Below are 16,317 nucleotides of genomic sequence, written 5' to 3' on the forward strand. Positions count from 1 at the left end.
CATAAATTAAAAGGGCGGCCCGAGAGCCGCCCTTCGTCAATTCCGGATGTCGGATTGAACAGTCGTAATAAGGCTAAGGCCCTATCACATCATGTCCATGCCGCCACTTCAGGCCGCTTGGCGGCCTGAAGCATCAAAGATGCATGGGCGAAGCTTTATGGACATTCCTGTGATTGGGCCGATGCCCTATCACATCATGTCCATGCCGCCCATGCCGCCCATGCCGCCCGGCATGCCAGCAGGGGCATCCTTCTTCGGCAGTTCGGCAATCATGGCTTCGGTGGTGATCAGCAGCGAAGCAACCGAAGCTGCGTCCTGCAGAGCCGTGCGAACGACCTTGACCGGGTCGACGATGCCCATGGAGATCATGTCGCCATAGACGCCCGTCTGAGCGTTGTAGCCCCAGTTGTCTTCGTTCTTGTCGAGGATCTTGCCGACAACGATGGAAGCTTCGTCACCAGCGTTTTCAGCGATCTGGCGGCAAGGAGCCTGCAGAGCGCGACGGACGATGTTGACGCCGGCTTCCTGATCGTCGTTTTCACCCTTGACGGAGATCTTGACGGAGGAGCGCAGCAGAGCGGTGCCGCCGCCCGGTACGATGCCTTCCTGAACAGCAGCGCGCGTCGCGTTGAGGGCGTCGTCGATGCGGTCCTTCTTTTCCTTGACTTCGACTTCCGTCGAGCCGCCGACGCGGATGACGGCAACGCCGCCAGCGAGCTTGGCAAGACGTTCCTGCAGCTTTTCGCGGTCGTAGTCGGAAGTGGTTTCTTCGATCTGAGCCTTGATCTGGGCAACGCGGCCTTCGATGTCGGACTTGGCGCCAGCGCCGTCGACGATCGTGGTGTTTTCCTTGGAGATCGAGACCTTCTTGGCGCGGCCGAGCATGTCGAGGGTGACAGACTCGAGCTTGATGCCGAGATCTTCGGAGATGACAGTGCCGCCCGTCAAGATGGCGATGTCTTCCAGCATGGCCTTGCGGCGATCGCCGAAGCCCGGAGCCTTGACGGCAGCAATCTTCAGGCCACCACGCAGCTTGTTGACGACGAGCGTTGCGAGAGCTTCGCCTTCGACGTCTTCGGCGATGATGAGGAGCGGCTTGCCGGTCTGAACGACAGCTTCGAGAACCGGGAGCATGGCCTGCAGGTTCGAGAGCTTCTTCTCGTGCAGCAGGATGAACGCGTCTTCGAGGTCGGCGATCATCTTTTCCGGGTTGGTGACGAAGTAGGGGCTGAGATAGCCGCGGTCGAACTGCATGCCTTCGACGACTTCGAGTTCGGTTTCGGCGGTCTTGGCTTCTTCAACGGTGATGACGCCTTCGTTGCCGACCTTCTGCATGGCTTCAGCAATATCGAGACCGATCTGCTTTTCGCCGTTTGCCGAAATCGTGCCGACCTGTGCGACTTCTTCCGAGGTGTTGATCTTCTTGGCCTTGGCCTGGAGATCCTTGACGACTTCGGCAACGGCGAGGTCGATGCCGCGCTTCAGGTCCATCGGGTTCATGCCGGCTGCAACAGCCTTGGCGCCTTCGCGAACGATGGCCTGGGCGAGAACGGTTGCGGTCGTCGTGCCGTCGCCGGCGATGTCGTTGGTCTTCGAAGCAACTTCGCGGACCATCTGGGCGCCCATGTTTTCGAACTTGTCTTCCAGCTCGATTTCCTTGGCGACGGTGACGCCGTCCTTGGTGATGCGCGGAGCGCCGAAGGACTTGTCGATAACGACGTTACGACCCTTAGGGCCGAGCGTGACCTTCACTGCGTCAGCGAGGATATCGACGCCACGAAGCATCTTTTCGCGGGCGCTGCGGCCGAATTTTACTTCTTTAGCTGCCATGTTTGAAACTCCTGAATTCGCGTTGTCCGGGTTTATGGCCCGTCAGCTTTATCGGAAAAGGGCAATCGGCCGGATTAGCCGATGATGCCCATGATGTCGGCTTCCTTCATGATCAGAAGGTCTTCGCCGTTGAGCTTGACTTCGGTGCCGGACCACTTGCCGAACAGAACGCGATCGCCAACCTTGACGTCGAGCGCTACAACCTTGCCGGATTCATCGCGGGCGCCAGAGCCAACGGCGACGATTTCGCCTTCCTGCGGCTTTTCCTTGGCGGTGTCCGGAATGATGATGCCACCCTTGGTCTTTTCTTCCGACTCGACGCGACGAACGACGACACGGTCATGAAGGGGGCGGAAATTGGTGCTTGCCATTGTCTAATCCCTCGATCAAATGACATTCACGGATCAGCGGGGGATCCGTATGGGGCTCTGCTAGCACTCTGCCTTGGCGAGTGCTAGCGACGGTGATTTAGGGGTGGCTTCTGGACGAGTCAAGAACAGCACTGTGAATTTTTTGCGGCGCTGATCGGCTTGTTTGCCGATGATTAACGGCAGAAGCCAATTCTGTTTCATATCCCATTGTGAAAACGCCGTTCTTTTTTTGGTTCACTAAGCCGAAAATCCGCCTTCACCCCAGCTTGCCGCTTGAGCTTTGTGCGATGCAAAAACCTGGGCTCCGCTCTTGTAATTTGCCGGACGGTTTGCAATGTCAGCCCGTGATTTCTTTGACCACGAGGACTGCATGGGCAAGCGTATCGAAAGCTTCCGCGAGATCGGCAAACTCTATGACGTCGCGCTTTGTGACGTCTGGGGCGTGCTGCACAACGGCGTCTCCGTCTACAAGGACGCGCCGGTTGCGCTGGAAGCTGCACGCGCCGAAGGGCTGACGGTCGTCCTCATCACCAATTCTCCCCGCGTGGCACCGAAGGTGGTCCAGCAACTGCGGGAGATCGGCGTTCCCGACAGCGCCTATGACCGCATCGTCACCTCCGGCGACGTCACCCGCCGGCTGATTGCCGAGGGTCCGAAGAAGGTATTTCTGCTCGGTCCCGAGCGCGACATCGCCATTATCGAGGGGCTGGATATCGTGCGCGTCGAGGCCGAAGAGGCCGAAAGCATCGTTTGCACCGGCTTTTTCGACGACGAAACCGAGACCCCCGACGATTATACCGACATGCTGAAGGCCTGGTCGGCCCGTAACGTGCCGCTGATCTGCGCCAATCCCGATCTCGTTGTAGAGCGCGGGCACCGCATGATCCCCTGCGCCGGCGCCATGGCCGCTTATTACGATCGGCTCGGTGGCGAGACGCGGATTGCCGGCAAGCCGCATCAGCCGATCTACGATGCTTCGATCGCAGCCGCCCGCGAAGCGCGCGGCGAATTCCCGATGTCGCGCGTTATCGCCATTGGCGACGGCATGCCGACCGATGTGCGGGGCGCGCTCGATTACGGCCTCGATCTTCTTTATATAAGCCATGGTATCCATGCCCGCGAATATGTCGTCGACGGACACACCGACGAGGCAGCGCTTGGTGCCTTTCTGGCGCGCGAACAGGCCTCGCCGAAGTGGTGGATGCCGCGCCTTGTCTGAGAGAAGTGGTAGCCGATGACCGTTTTCCACCGCAATGAGACCCGAGAGCCGCTGCCGGACAATCTGAAAGGCGGCGTCATTGCCATCGGTAATTTCGACGGCGTGCATCGCGGCCATCAATCCGTGCTCGATCGCGCCCTGGAGATCGCCAGGGAGCGCGCCGTGCCGGCGCTTGTCCTGACCTTCGAGCCGCATCCGCGAACCGTCTTCAAGCCTGATCAGCCGGTCTTCCGCCTGACCCCGGCGCCGCTGAAGGCGCGCCTCCTCGAGGCGATCGGCTTCAATGCCGTCATCGAATATCCCTTCGATCGCGCCTTTTCCCAGCGCTCCGCCGACGAATTCGTCCATTCTATTCTGATCGACTGGCTGCATGCGTCCGAAGTCGTTACCGGCTTCGATTTCCATTTCGGCCATGACCGCCAGGGCGGTCCCGCGTTCCTGATGAACGCCGGCAGCAAGAACGGCTTCGGCGTCACGCTGATCGACGCTTACCGCGATGAAAACGCCGAAGTGGTCTCGTCAAGCCGCATCCGGGAATTGCTGGTGGAAGGCGAGGTGGCGGAGGCCGCAGGTCTGCTCGGCTATCGCTACACCGTGGAGGCGGAAGTCATCGGCGGCGAAAAGCTCGGCCGCTCTCTCGGCTTTCCGACAGCCAATATGCGGTTGCCACCCGAAGCGCAGTTAAAGGCCGGCATCTATGCCGTGCGCTTCCGCGCTGCCGATGGCGTCATTCGCGATGCCGTCGCGAGTTATGGCCGGCGCCCTACGGTGACCGAAAATGGCGCACCGCTGCTCGAAACCTTCGTTTTCGATTTCAGCGGCGATCTCTATGGCCAGATTTGCTCCGTCTCCTTCTTCGGCTATCTCCGGCCCGAACTGAAGTTCGACGGCCTCGATCCGCTGGTCGCGCAGATCAGGAAGGATGAAGAGGAGGCGAGGGCGTTGCTTGCCGGCGTCCACCCACTCGGCGATATCGACCGCTTCATCGCCTTTTCTTAAGGCTCCTCAAAGGTTTGCCGGGCAAAAGCCTAATGCACTTCAGCATCTTTCGACCTTGAGCCGCCTATCAGGTGCGCTACCTCTTATGAGGTATGAGGTGCGGAATCGCCGCCCCAATCTCCGAAAGGCGCTCAAAATGGATAAAGGCTTTGGAACGGCGGCCTGCTGGCTGCTCGTCATTCCCTATATCGGCCTGCTCTGGGTCCCCTTTTACAACAGCCATGATCCGGTCTTCCTGGGTTTTCCCTTCTTCTACTGGTATCAGCTCGCCTGGGTGCCGATCGCCGCTTTCCTGACCTGGATCGCCTATCGGAGCATGCGCCATGACGACTGAGACCGATACATCCGCACTCGCCGTCTTCATCTTCTTTTTCGCGCTCGTCACCGTCATGGGTTTTGTGGCCGCGCGCTGGCGCCGGCCGAAGACCCTTGCCCGCATCGATGAATGGGGCCTTGGAGGACGTACTTTCGGGACCTGGATCACCTGGTTCCTGGTCGGCGGCGACTTCTACACGGCCTATACGGTGATCGCCGTTCCCGCACTTGTCTATACGGTCGGTGCCTACGGCTTCTTCGCTCTACCTTATACGATCATCGTCTATCCCTTTGTCTTCATGGTCATGCCGGTTCTCTGGAAGCGTGCGAACGACAATGGCTATGTCACGGCGGGCGATGTCGTACATGGTCAATACGGCTCGCGCGCGCTCGAATTGGCGGTGGCGATCACCGGCGTCATCGCCACCATGCCCTACATCGCCCTGCAACTCGTCGGCATGACGGCAGTTTTCAAGGCTTTGGGGCTTCACGGCGAAGTGCCGCTCGCCGTCGCCTTCATCATTCTGGCGCTCTACACCTATTCGGCCGGCCTGCGCGCTCCGGCATTGATTGCCTTTGTCAAGGACATCATGATCTACATCGTGGTGATCGCCGCTATCGCTCTCATTCCTCTGAAGCTCGGCGGTTACGCCAATGTGTTCGCGGCGGCCGATGCCGCATTCCAGGCCAAGGGGTCTGGCGGTCTGCTATTGGCCGGGAACCAGTATGTCGCCTATGCGACGCTGGCGCTCGGCTCAGCTCTCGCTGCCTTCATGTACCCGCATACGCTGACGGGCATTTTCGCCTCCAACAGCGGCCAGACGATCCGCAAGAATGCCGTTCTGCTGCCCGCCTATACGCTGCTGCTCGGCCTGCTGGCATTGCTCGGCTACATGGGCCATGCCGCCGGCCTGAAACTCGATAGCCCCAACGATGTCGTGCCGGCCTTGTTCAAGACACTCTTCTCTGGCTGGTTTGCCGGCTTTGCCTTCGCGGCGATCGCCATCGGCGCCTTGGTTCCAGCCGCCGTGATGAGCATCGGCGCCGCCAATCTCTTCACCCGCAATTTCTGGCGAGCCTATGTCAACACCGAGGTCACCGAAGAAGGTGAGGCCAAGGTGGCAAAGGTGACGTCGCTCATCGTCAAGATTGGTGCGCTGCTCGTCATCATCTTCCTGCCGACACAGTTCGCGCTCGATCTGCAATTGCTGGGCGGCATCTGGATTATGCAGACGCTGCCGGCGCTGATCTTCGGTCTCTATACCAATTGGTTCCGGGCACCCGGCTTGCTTGCCGGCTGGTTCGTCGGCTTCTTTGGCGGCACCTATCTCGTCTGGATCAACGGGCTGAAGCCGCTGCAGGCGATCAGCCTCGGCGGAGCGCCGTTTACCGTTTACATCGGCCTGCTGGCGCTCATCACCAACATCGTCGTGGCGGTGATCGTGAATGCCCTGACACCCGCACGGGCAGCGGCAGAGGTCTGATTGGCGGCGCCGATTGGCTGCGGACGGAAACGTCGGCGGCTTTTCTATGCCTTGCGGCGGCTGATTCCTCTTCCTTTCCATGCAAAAAGCGCCTATGAACCGCCAACTATGACCCAATTTCGGCTGAGCCCATCGATACGAATTATTGGCCCGGCCTTCCGCGCGCTGTAAGCTGCCGGAAGGTCCGGGTTTTGGGCGCCTGTTCCCGAGGCGCTTTCCGCCGCCGAAAAAATCCCCATATGGCTGCGCCTTTCCGGCGCAAAACGCCCGAGACGCCGAGGCAATTGTCAGAACAATGACCGATACCGCTGAAAAGATGGACTATTCGAAAACCCTTTACCTGCCCGAGACCGACTTCCCGATGCGCGCCGGCCTGCCGCAGAAGGAGCCGGAGCTGGTCAAGCGCTGGCAGGAAATGGACCTTTACAACAAGTTGCGCGCTTCCGCCGCCGGGCGCGAAAAATTCGTGCTGCATGATGGCCCGCCCTATGCCAATGGCAATATCCACATCGGCCACGCGCTCAACAAGATCCTGAAGGACGTCATCACCCGCTCGTTCCAGATGCGCGGCTATGACAGCAATTATGTTCCGGGTTGGGACTGCCACGGTCTGCCGATCGAATGGAAGATCGAGGAAAAATACCGCGAGAAGGGCAAGAACAAGGACGAGGTTCCGGTCAACGAATTCCGCCAGGAATGCCGCGACTTCGCCGCCGGCTGGATCAAGATCCAGTCCGAGGAGTTCCGGCGCCTCGGTATCACAGGCGATTTCGACAATCCCTATCTGACGATGAATTTCCATGCGGAATCCCGCATTGCCGGCGAACTCTTGAAGATCGCTCGCAGCGGCCAGCTCTATCGGGGCTCCAAGCCGATCATGTGGTCGGTGGTCGAGCGTACGGCGCTGGCGGAAGCCGAGGTCGAATATGCCGATGTCGAGAGCGACACGATTTGGGTAAAGTTCCCGGTCGTCGAAGGTCCGGCCGCACTGGACGACGCTTTCGTCGTCATCTGGACCACGACGCCCTGGACGATCCCAGGCAATCGCGCGATCTCCTACTCGTCGCGGGTTTCCTACGGCCTCTACGAAGTGACGGAAGCCGTCAATGATTTCGGTCCGCGTCCGGGCGAAAAGCTGATCTTTGCCGACAAGCTTGCCGAGGAATCCTTCGCCAAGGCAAAGCTGCAGTTCAAGCGCCTGCGCGATGTGACTGCCGACGAACTCGGCGCAAGCATCTGTGGCCATCCGCTGGTCTCGCTCGGCTACGACTTCAAAGTTCCATTGCTCGACGGCGATCACGTGACCGACGATGCCGGTACCGGCTTCGTCCATACCGCTCCTAGCCACGGCCGCGAGGACTTCGACGCCTGGACGAGCCATGCCCGCCAGATTGAAGCGCGTGGGATCTCCTCCCGCATCCCGTTCCCGGTCGATGATGCCGGCTTCTACACCCCCGATGCCCCCGGCTTCGAGGGCGGCCGCGTCATGGACGACAACGGCAAAAAGGGCAATGCCAACGAGCTGGTCACCAAGGCGCTGATCGAGACGAATACGCTTTTCGCGCGCGGGCGGCTGAAGCACTCCTATCCGCATTCCTGGCGCTCGAAGAAGCCGGTCATCTTCCGCAACACGCCGCAATGGTTCGTCTACATGGACAAGGACCTTGCCGATGGCACGACGCTGCGTTCGCGCGCCCTGAAGGCGATCGACGATACGCGCTTCGTGCCTGCCGCGGGCCAGAACCGCCTGCGCGCCATGATCGAGCAACGCCCGGATTGGGTTCTGTCGCGCCAGCGCGCCTGGGGCGTGCCGATCTGCATCTTCGTGGATGATGATGGTCAGATCCTGCAGGACGAGGGCGTCGATGCCCGCATTCTCGAAGCGTTCGAGAAGGAAGGTGCCGATGCCTGGTTCGCCGAAGGTGCGCGCGAGCGCTTCCTTCGTGAAAAGGCCAACGAGCCTTGGACGCAGGTCATGGACATCCTCGATGTCTGGTTCGACTCGGGCTCGACCCACACCTTCACGCTGGAAGACCGTCCAGACCTGAAATGGCCGGCGGACCTTTATCTCGAAGGCTCGGACCAGCATCGCGGCTGGTTCCATTCATCGCTGCTCGAAAGCGCCGCGACGCGCGGTCGCGCGCCTTATGACACCGTCCTCACCCATGGATTTACCATGGACGAGAAGGGCGAAAAGATGTCGAAGTCCAAGGGCAATGTCACCTCGCCGCAGGAGGTGATGAAGGATGCGGGCGCCGACATCCTGCGCCTGTGGGTCATGACATCGGACTATGCCGAGGATCTGCGCGTCGGCAAGACGATCATCCAGACCAATATCGATGCCTATCGCAAGCTGCGCAACACGATCCGCTGGATGCTCGGCACGCTAGCGCATGACAAGGGCGAGGTGATCGCGCCTGCCGATATGCCGGAGCTGGAGCAGCTCATGCTGCATCGTCTTGCAGAGCTCGACGAGCTGGTGCGCGAAAGCTATGACGCCTTCGACTTCAAGCGCATCGCGCGCGCCCTCATCGATTTCTCGAATGTGGAGCTTTCGGCCTTCTATTTCGATGTTCGCAAGGATGCGCTTTATTGCGACGCGCCGTCGAGCCTGCGCCGCCGCGCAGCACTTGCCGTCATCCGCACGATCTTCGATTGCATGGTGACCTGGCTGGCGCCGATGCTGCCGTTCACGATGGAAGAAGCGTGGCTGTCGCGTAATCCACAGGCGGTCTCGGTGCATCTCGAACAGTTCGTCACCGTTCCCGGCGAATGGAAGAACGAGGCGCTGGCCGATAAGTGGAAGAAGATCCGTGCAGTGCGCAGCGTCGTCACCGGCGCGCTCGAAATCGAGCGCAAGGACAAGCGCATCGGCTCCTCGCTGGAAGCCGCGCCCGTCGTCTATATCGCCGATCCGGAACTGCTGAAGGTGCTGGAAGGTCAGGATTTTTCAGAAATCTGCATCACTTCCGATATCACCATCAAGGGCGGCGAAGGCCCCGCGGATGCATTCCGCCTGGACGACGACCCCAAGGTCAGCGTCGTGCCAAAGCTGGCCGAAGGCCGCAAGTGCGCCCGCTCCTGGCGCATCACCACCGATGTCGGTTCCGATCCGGAATATCCCGACGTTTCGGCGCGTGATGCGGCGGCCTTGCGCGAGTTGATGGCCGTCAACTGAAGAAAATTGCCGGGTGAATTGCCTTTGAGGCATTCATCCGGTAAAAGCTGCCTGAAAATGGCCCGATTTTTGCGGCAGTTGCCGTGCAATGGGGTTCTGCGATAGTTGTACCGGCTTGGCTGGGAAGGGTATTCATGAGAGCGATGCATAGGGTTCGTGTCGGCGTCAGCTTGGCGGCACTCGTGATTGGCTGCGGTCTGATGTCCGGCTGCATGAGCAGCCCGCGCTACGGCACGGACAAGACCGCCGGCGAGCAGCTCTTCGACGATCTTAGCGACATCGCCTCCGTTTCGGCCGCCACGCCGAAGGATAAGGGCGTGAAATATCCGAACCGCCCGGGCCTGGTGCTTCCAGCTCAGAACGACAGGGAAAACCTGACCTCGCCGCAGCAGTCGCTGGCCAGCAAGGATAATCCGGCTTGGCTGGAATCGCCGGAAGATTCGCGCAAGCGCCTGGCGGACGAAGCCGATCAGAACAAGAACAACGTCAACTATCGCTCTCCGCTCGCTCAGGCTGACAGCGGTCGCAACCGCGTGAGCGAGGCGCAGCAGACGGCCGCCTATCGCGCCGCGCGCCAGGATCAGAACGGCAGCTATATCGATCAGCGCCGCTACCTGATCGACCCGCCTCAGCAATACCGTCAGGTCTCCGATGAGGCTGCGCTGAACGATCTCGGCACGCCCGAGAGCAAGAAGGAAAAGCAGCGCAAGAAGGACGCCGAGGCCGCGCAGCAGTCCAACAACAGCAGTTGGTGGAAGCCCTTCCAGTAAGCCTTTTCTAGCGAAGCGGCGGTCGAAACCGCGGTTTTTCGTCCGGAATGCGTAAAACAAAGGAATGGAGCGGGAAAGCGATTCCGTGAGAAACGCTGACCCGCTCTAGTCTTCCATGCGCTTTTGCTGGAAGAATTCCCTGAGAATGTTGGCCGCATCCCGCTCGGCAATGCCCGAATAGACTTCCGGCGTGTGATGGCAGGTTGGTTGTCGATAGAAGCGCACGCCATTATCGACCCCGCCGCCCTTCGGATCTTCCGCGCCGTAATAAAGGCGGCGGATGCGGGCAAACGAGATGGCGGCCGCGCACATGGTGCATGGCTCCAGCGTCACGTAGAGATCGGCACCCGTCAGCCGCTCCTGGCCGAGTGCCTCGCAGGCCATGCGGATGACGGTGATTTCGGCATGCTCGGTGACGTCGTTGAGCTCTCGGGTGCGGTTGCCGGCCTTGGCGACAACGGCATTATCGAGCACGAGGACGGCTCCAATAGGCACTTCACCACGCGCGCCGGCGCTTCGCGCTTCGGCGAGCGCCAGCTCCATGAAGTGATTTGTATTCACCATTTGAGATTTCCACTTAACCGCGGGGGCGTGACCTGATAGGAACACGCCTTAAAAATTCAGGCAAACAACAAATGACAATGAATGACAAGCCCAAGCGGCCTGGGTCCAAACCCTTTACCCGCGATGCCAAGACGAAGCCGGCGAAGACACGCGATGACGCCAAGCCGATGAAGGCTGCGCCCGCCAAAGTGGCGGCAGAGGCAGAAGGCGGAGATGGAAAGGCCGAGCGCATTTCCAAGGTGATGGCGCGCGCCGGCGTGGCATCGCGCCGCGACATCGAGCGCATGATCATGGACGGCCGCGTGACGCTGAACGGCGTGCTGCTCGATACGCCAGTCGTCAACGTGACGCTCACCGACAAGATCGAAGTGGATGGCATGCCGATCCGCGGCATAGAGCGCACGCGTCTGTGGCTCTATCACAAGCCGGCCGGCCTGGTGACCACCAATGCCGATCCGGAAGGACGTCCGACCGTCTTCGACAATCTGCCGGAAGAACTGCCGCGCGTCATGTCGATCGGCCGTCTCGACATCAACACCGAAGGCCTGCTGCTGCTGACCAATGACGGCGGCCTTGCGCGGGTGCTGGAACTGCCGACCACCGGCTGGCTGCGTCGTTATCGCGTGCGCGCTCACGGCGAGATCGATCAGGAAGCTTTGGACAAGCTGAAGGAAGGCATCGCCGTCGACGGCGTGCTTTACGGCTCGATCGAGGCGACGCTTGACCGCACGCAGGGGTCCAACGTCTGGATCACCATGGGCCTGCGCGAAGGCAAGAACCGCGAAATCAAGAACGTGCTCGGCGCCCTCGGCCTCGAGGTCAACCGCCTGATCCGCATTTCCTACGGCCCGTTCCAGCTCGGCGAACTGCCGGAAGGCCGGGTGCTGGAAGTGCGCGGCCGCACACTGCGCGATCAGCTTGGCCCCCGTCTGGTGGAAGACGCCAAAGCGAATTTCGATGCGCCGCTTTACAATACTTCGGCTGCTGCCGCTGCTGCCGAGGACGAGGCGGACGCCAAGCCGGCCCGCACCGCGAAAGAAGAACGGCCGCGGCGCGAGCGGCCCGAGGATAAGCGCGAGCGCGCCTTGAGCCGTCTCGACACCAAACGGGAGGATCGCCGTGAAGGTGGCCGCCGTGCGGACGACCGCCGCGAAGGCTCGCGCCATGGGGAGGACGACCGTCCAAAGCGGCAGCCGCTCGCCCCGCGTCGCAGCGCCAATGTCTGGATGGCGCCGGGCGCCCGTCCGCTCGGCGAAAAGGCGGCGCTGAAGGCCGCCAAGAATGCGAAAACCGCCGCAAAACGCGGCGAGATCGAGCGTCCGCAACGCAGCGGCTTCGACCGCCCGGATGAAGGTCCGCGCGTTCGGATCAACCGCGTCGACGAGGGCGATGGCGAATGGATTCGTTCGAGCGAAGAAGCTCCGCGCAGGTCGCGTGGCGATGACGAAGGTTTTGACCGCAAGCGCTCCGACCGTCCTCGAGGCGAACGTGGCTCGCGGCCGGAGGGCGGTGATCGCCCCCGTACAAAATCCTTCCAGGGCGAAGCCCGCTCCGAGCGTCCTCGCGGCGATCGTCCCTTCGGTGATCGTCCGCCGCGCGGTGACCGGCCTTTTGGTGACAAACCACGTGGTGATCGTCGCCCGCGCGCCGAAGGAGACGAGCGTCCGCGCACCAGATCTTTCGATGGAGAGCAGCGCTCCGAGCGTCCTCGCGGTGATCGCCCCTTCGGCGATCGTCCACCGCGTGGCGACCGGCCTTTTGGCGACAAACCTCGTGGTGATCGTCGACCACGCGCTGAGGGAGACGAACGTCCTCGCAGTGATCGTCCGCAGGGCGAGCGTTCTTACGGTGATCGCCCGGCAGGCAAGCCCTTCGGCAAGAAGCCGGGCGGAGGGAAGTCCTTTGGCGGCAAGCCGGGTGGAAAGCCCGGTGGTGCACGCGGCTTCTCGGGTAAGCCCGGTGGCGGCGGTCGTCCATCCGGCGGTCCCGGTCGTGGCGGTCCCAGCCGCGGCGGCCCAAATCGCGGCGGTTCCGGCAAGGGCGGCCCCAAAGGCGGAAGAGGTTAACGCACGGTGCGGATCGTCGGCGGTGAATTTCGCGGTCGGTCGCTTGCGGTGCCGAAGTCGAACGAGATTCGTCCGACAGCGGACCGCACGCGCGAAAGTCTGTTCAATATATTGAGCCATGCCTATCCCGAGGCCATCGACGGCACGCGGATGATGGATGTCTTTGCGGGCACGGGCGCAGTCGGGCTCGAAGCTGCGTCTCGCGGCTGCCGGCATGTGCTTTTCGTCGAAAGCAGCGTCGAGGGTCGTGGTCTTCTCTGGGAAAACATTGATGCGCTCGGCTTGCACGGCCGCACGCGCATGCTGAGACGCGACGCCACCGATCTCGGCAGCGTCGGCAATTTGGAACCTTTCGATTTTCTTTTTGCCGATCCGCCCTATGGCAAGGGTCTGGGCGAAAAGGCTTTCGCCGCTGCCGCTGCCGGCGGCTGGCTGGTGCCGGGAGCCTTGGCGATCCTCGAGGAACGCGCCGACGTCACGATTGCCGTCGCGCCGGATTTTCTCTTTCTCGAAGAGCGGACTTTCGGCGACAGCAAAATGCATTTCTTCCGTTATCAGCCTCGGCAGCCCTGAAGCATGTCGCGCAAAAGTGTGAAGCGGTTTTGCGATAACGACATGCGCAAAATCAAAGCCTAAAGCGCAACGAGCGAATCTGAAAGATCGCGACACGCTTTTGGCGGAGGGAGAGAGACATGGGCGATTATGCCGATTTTGTTGGGAGCGACTATACGCTCGCGACATCCAGCACGCCGAGCGTCGCAGTCGCCTTCGGCTGCGGCGGCGCCCGTGGACTTGCCCATATCCATATCATCGAGGCATTGGATGAGCTCGGCATCCGTCCAGTAGCGATTGCCGGCGCTTCCATCGGCTCGATCATGGGCGCCGCGATGGCGGCCGGCATGAGCGGCGCGGAGATCCGCGACTATACGCTCGCCACGGTCGGCAACCGCCCGGCCGTGCTCAACAAGATGTGGAGCCTGCGGCCGCCGAACATGCGCAGCTTTCGGATCGGTCAGTTCAATCTCGAACGCATCTTGCGCGCTTTCTTGCCTTCGACCTTTCCGGAGGACTTCTCCGAGCTGCATATCCCATTGAAGGTGGTGACGACCGATTATTATGATCAAAACGAGGTGGTGACCGAAAAGGGCGAGCTTTTTCCGGTGCTGGCCGCCTCCGCCGCCATCCCGGCCGTCTTCATGCCGGTCAAGGTCGGTGCCCGCGTGATGATCGATGGCGGCATCATGAATCCCGTTCCCTACGAGCATCTGGCCGGTCTCGCCGATATCATTATCGGCATCGATGTCGTCGGCGGACCGGAAGGCGACGGCACCCATATCCCGAACCGCATCGAGAGCCTGTTCGGTGCCGGGCAACTGACGATGCAGTCCAATATCGCGTTGAAGCTGCGACTGCTTGCCCCTCAGATATTCCTGCGCCCAACTACCGGCCGCACCGGCGTGCTCGATTTCCTGAAGGCCCGCGACATTCTCGCAATGTCGTCCGGCGTCAAGGACGAACTCAAATTTGCGCTCGACCGTGTGATGACCGCGAAGAACTAGAGCCCTTCCTGGAAAAGTGCGAACCGGTTTTCCGCCCGGAATGCGTAAAAACAAAGGGATAGAATGGGAAAGCGATTCCGTGAAGCGCTGAACCGCTCTAAACCCGCTCCGGCTCCTCCGCCGGCATGGAGAGATCGTCGTCGTCGCTGAACACATCGGCGCTGCGTTTCGGTTTGACCAGCGGTTCCGGCTTGACCGGCCGTGAATAGAGCATGTCGCGCCCCGCCTGCAATCCTTCGCTCACCTGCAGCACCAGCCGCTGTTCGTCACGCTTGCGGATATCCTCGCCGATCTCGAAGGCTTCGGACTCGCTGACGCCGAGGGCTTCCAGCGTGCGGCGGCCAAAGAGCAGGCCGGATTCCAGCGTTTCGCGCAGTTCGTAATCGACGCCCTGATTGCGCAGCGCGATCGAGTGAACACGGTCGTAGGAACGAACGAAGATGCGAGCATGCGGATAATCCGTCTGCACCAGCTCGACGATCTTGTCGGTGATGTCGCGCTGATGCGTGCTGACGACCACGACCTTGGCCCGATCGATGCCGGCCGAACGCAGCACATCCTTGCGGGTGCCGTCGCCGAAATAGATGCGGAAGCCGAAGTTGGAGGCCTGGCGGATGCGGTCGGCGGAAAAATCGATGACGGTGACATCACGGCCGCCGGCAAGCAGAATCTGTGCCGCGATCTGACCAAAACGTGAGAAGCCGATCATCAGCACGTCCGAGCCCGCACCCTCGAAATCCTCGTCCAGCTCCTCATGCCCATCGCCGGTCAGCATGCGCTTCGAAAGCGCCGCACCGAGCGGCGTCAGTGCCATGGAGAGCGTTACGATCGCGATCAGCAGCGAGGCGGTGCTGGCGGAGAAGAGCCCGCCGCTGGCGCTGGCCGTGCTGAAGAGCACGAAGCCGAATTCACCGCCCTGGGGAAGCAGGCACGCAATGCGGATCGCATCGTCGTGCGACGAACCGGTGGCGCGGCAGAGCGCATAGATGATCACACCCTTGATGATCATGATGACCGGCACGGCGAGCACGATCAGCAGCCAATTCTCGGCAATGACATCGAGCTTCAGCGAGAGGCCGACAGCGATAAAGAAGATGGCGAGCAGCACGCCGCGGAACGGCTCGATATCCGCCTCCAGCTCGTGACGATAGGAGGATTCGGCAAGCATCACGCCGGAGAGAAAGGCGCCCATTGCCATGGAAAGGCCGGCGAGCTGCATCAGCGTTGCCGATCCCATCACGACGAACAGGGCGGCCGCAATCATTGCCTCACGTGCCCCGGTACGAGCGATGATCTGGAACAGCGGCGTCAGCAGATAACGGCCGGCAATGATCATTGCCGCAACGGCGCCGACCGCGATGGCCAAGTCCGGTATCGGATTGGAAGCCTGCTTCGGCCCATCGAGGACGGTGACAAGCGCAAGCAGCGGCACGATCGCCAGATCCTGCAACAACAGCATCGAGAAGGAACGTTGGCCATATTTCGTGTTGACGTCGCCCTCCTGCTCCAAAATCTGCATGGCAAAGGCCGTGGACGACAGCGCCAGGCCGAAGCCGACGATGATGCTGCCGCGCCACCCGGCGATAGCAGCAAGGTAGGCGGCGAGCGTCAGCGCCAGTCCGCTCAAGATCACCTGCGCCGTGCCGAGGCCGAAAATGTCGCGCCGCATCTGCCATAGGCGCGACGGCTTCAACTCCAGGCCGATGATGAACAGCAGGAAGACGACACCGAGTTCGGCGACGGCAAACACGGATTCGCCGTCGCCGATGCCATGCAGCACCGGCCCGATGACGACGCCGGCGGTGAGATAGCCAAGCACGGTGCCGAGCCCGAGTTTCTTGAAGATCGGCGCCGTGACGACGGCGCCTCCGAGCAACATCAGGGTTTCGGTAAACAGGGCATTGGGCGCGGACATCGTCTGTTTCTTTCTGTGGGGCAGGCGGTGTTGCAGCGTACGGTCGT

Annotated in this window: 13 protein-coding genes; 9 read left to right on the top strand and 4 right to left on the bottom strand. The window is 61.3% G+C overall.

All coding sequences use genetic code 11. The features are described from left to right. Positions 1-189: 189 nt before the first annotated feature. Positions 190-1,830, bottom strand: coding sequence for a chaperonin GroEL (gene groL, locus K290_RS0103235; protein WP_028750536.1), 1,641 nt, complete (start codon positions 1,828-1,830; stop codon positions 190-192). Positions 1,831-1,904: 74 nt separating this feature from the next. Continuing rightward, on the bottom strand, positions 1,905-2,201 hold the full coding sequence (gene groES, locus K290_RS0103240) for a co-chaperone GroES (RefSeq protein WP_004109735.1): 297 nt from the start codon (positions 2,199-2,201) through the stop codon (positions 1,905-1,907). Positions 2,202-2,571: 370 nt separating this feature from the next. Here groES and K290_RS0103245 point away from each other — a divergent pair, with 370 nt between their 5' ends. The 6 genes from K290_RS0103245 (at position 2,572) to K290_RS0103270 (ending at position 10,166) form a co-directional block, all read left to right on the top strand. Next, entirely contained in the window at positions 2,572-3,420 is an 849-nt protein-coding gene (locus K290_RS0103245; protein WP_028750537.1) for a TIGR01459 family HAD-type hydrolase, read from the top strand. A gap of 15 nt (positions 3,421-3,435) precedes the next feature. Beyond that, positions 3,436-4,419, top strand: a complete 984-nt coding sequence (locus tag K290_RS0103250; protein ID WP_028750538.1) for a bifunctional riboflavin kinase/FAD synthetase — start codon at positions 3,436-3,438, stop codon at positions 4,417-4,419. Positions 4,420-4,555: 136 nt separating this feature from the next. After that, entirely contained in the window at positions 4,556-4,753 is a 198-nt protein-coding gene (locus K290_RS0103255) for a DUF3311 domain-containing protein (RefSeq protein WP_028750539.1), read from the top strand. Beyond that, on the top strand, positions 4,743-6,218 hold the full coding sequence (gene mctP, locus K290_RS0103260; RefSeq protein WP_028750540.1) for a monocarboxylate uptake permease MctP: 1,476 nt from the start codon (positions 4,743-4,745) through the stop codon (positions 6,216-6,218). Before K290_RS0103255 ends, mctP begins: the two co-directional genes overlap by 11 nt. A gap of 295 nt (positions 6,219-6,513) precedes the next feature. Beyond that, a complete protein-coding gene (gene ileS / locus K290_RS0103265; protein ID WP_028750541.1) occupies positions 6,514-9,396 on the top strand; it encodes an isoleucine--tRNA ligase in 2,883 nt (960 codons plus the stop codon). 134 nt (positions 9,397-9,530) lie between these two features. Further along, positions 9,531-10,166 (top strand): hypothetical protein, encoded by a 636-nt coding sequence (locus K290_RS0103270; protein ID WP_028750542.1) that lies wholly within the window; start codon positions 9,531-9,533, stop codon positions 10,164-10,166. 105 nt (positions 10,167-10,271) lie between these two features. On the opposite strand, the gene K290_RS0103275 is transcribed toward K290_RS0103270, so the two are convergent. Beyond that, complete coding sequence (locus K290_RS0103275) at positions 10,272-10,730, bottom strand: nucleoside deaminase (protein WP_028750543.1); 459 nt, start codon at positions 10,728-10,730, stop codon at positions 10,272-10,274. Between the two features lie 71 nt (positions 10,731-10,801). Between K290_RS0103275 and K290_RS0103280 the strand changes: the two genes are divergently transcribed. From K290_RS0103280 to K290_RS0103290, 3 genes are all read left to right on the top strand, one after another. Beyond that, positions 10,802-12,796 (top strand): pseudouridine synthase, encoded by a 1,995-nt coding sequence (locus K290_RS0103280; protein ID WP_028750544.1) that lies wholly within the window; start codon positions 10,802-10,804, stop codon positions 12,794-12,796. Positions 12,797-12,802: 6 nt separating this feature from the next. After that, positions 12,803-13,369, top strand: coding sequence for a 16S rRNA (guanine(966)-N(2))-methyltransferase RsmD (gene rsmD, locus K290_RS0103285; protein WP_028750545.1), 567 nt, complete (start codon positions 12,803-12,805; stop codon positions 13,367-13,369). Positions 13,370-13,488: 119 nt separating this feature from the next. Then, entirely contained in the window at positions 13,489-14,355 is an 867-nt protein-coding gene (locus K290_RS0103290) for a patatin-like phospholipase family protein (protein WP_028750546.1), read from the top strand. 97 nt (positions 14,356-14,452) lie between these two features. On the opposite strand, the gene K290_RS0103295 is transcribed toward K290_RS0103290, so the two are convergent. Continuing rightward, entirely contained in the window at positions 14,453-16,270 is a 1,818-nt protein-coding gene (locus tag K290_RS0103295; protein ID WP_028750547.1) for a monovalent cation:proton antiporter-2 (CPA2) family protein, read from the bottom strand. Between the last annotated feature and the right edge of the window lie 47 nt (positions 16,271-16,317).

Origin of the sequence: Rhizobium leucaenae USDA 9039, from assembly GCF_000426285.1 — a bacterium.
Taxonomy (GTDB): domain Bacteria; phylum Pseudomonadota; class Alphaproteobacteria; order Rhizobiales; family Rhizobiaceae; genus Rhizobium; species Rhizobium leucaenae.

Coding starts and splice junctions, on each gene's coding strand:
- groL (WP_028750536.1), bottom strand. CDS start 1,830: ATGGCAGCTAAAGAAGTAAAATTCGGCCGCAGCGCCCGCGAAAAGATG.
- groES (WP_004109735.1), bottom strand. CDS start 2,201: ATGGCAAGCACCAATTTCCGCCCCCTTCATGACCGTGTCGTCGTTCGT.
- K290_RS0103245 (WP_028750537.1), top strand. CDS start 2,572: ATGGGCAAGCGTATCGAAAGCTTCCGCGAGATCGGCAAACTCTATGAC.
- K290_RS0103250 (WP_028750538.1), top strand. CDS start 3,436: ATGACCGTTTTCCACCGCAATGAGACCCGAGAGCCGCTGCCGGACAAT.
- K290_RS0103255 (WP_028750539.1), top strand. CDS start 4,556: ATGGATAAAGGCTTTGGAACGGCGGCCTGCTGGCTGCTCGTCATTCCC.
- mctP (WP_028750540.1), top strand. CDS start 4,743: ATGACGACTGAGACCGATACATCCGCACTCGCCGTCTTCATCTTCTTT.
- ileS (WP_028750541.1), top strand. CDS start 6,514: ATGACCGATACCGCTGAAAAGATGGACTATTCGAAAACCCTTTACCTG.
- K290_RS0103270 (WP_028750542.1), top strand. CDS start 9,531: ATGAGAGCGATGCATAGGGTTCGTGTCGGCGTCAGCTTGGCGGCACTC.
- K290_RS0103275 (WP_028750543.1), bottom strand. CDS start 10,730: ATGGTGAATACAAATCACTTCATGGAGCTGGCGCTCGCCGAAGCGCGA.
- K290_RS0103280 (WP_028750544.1), top strand. CDS start 10,802: ATGACAATGAATGACAAGCCCAAGCGGCCTGGGTCCAAACCCTTTACC.
- K290_RS0103290 (WP_028750546.1), top strand. CDS start 13,489: ATGGGCGATTATGCCGATTTTGTTGGGAGCGACTATACGCTCGCGACA.
- K290_RS0103295 (WP_028750547.1), bottom strand. CDS start 16,270: ATGTCCGCGCCCAATGCCCTGTTTACCGAAACCCTGATGTTGCTCGGA.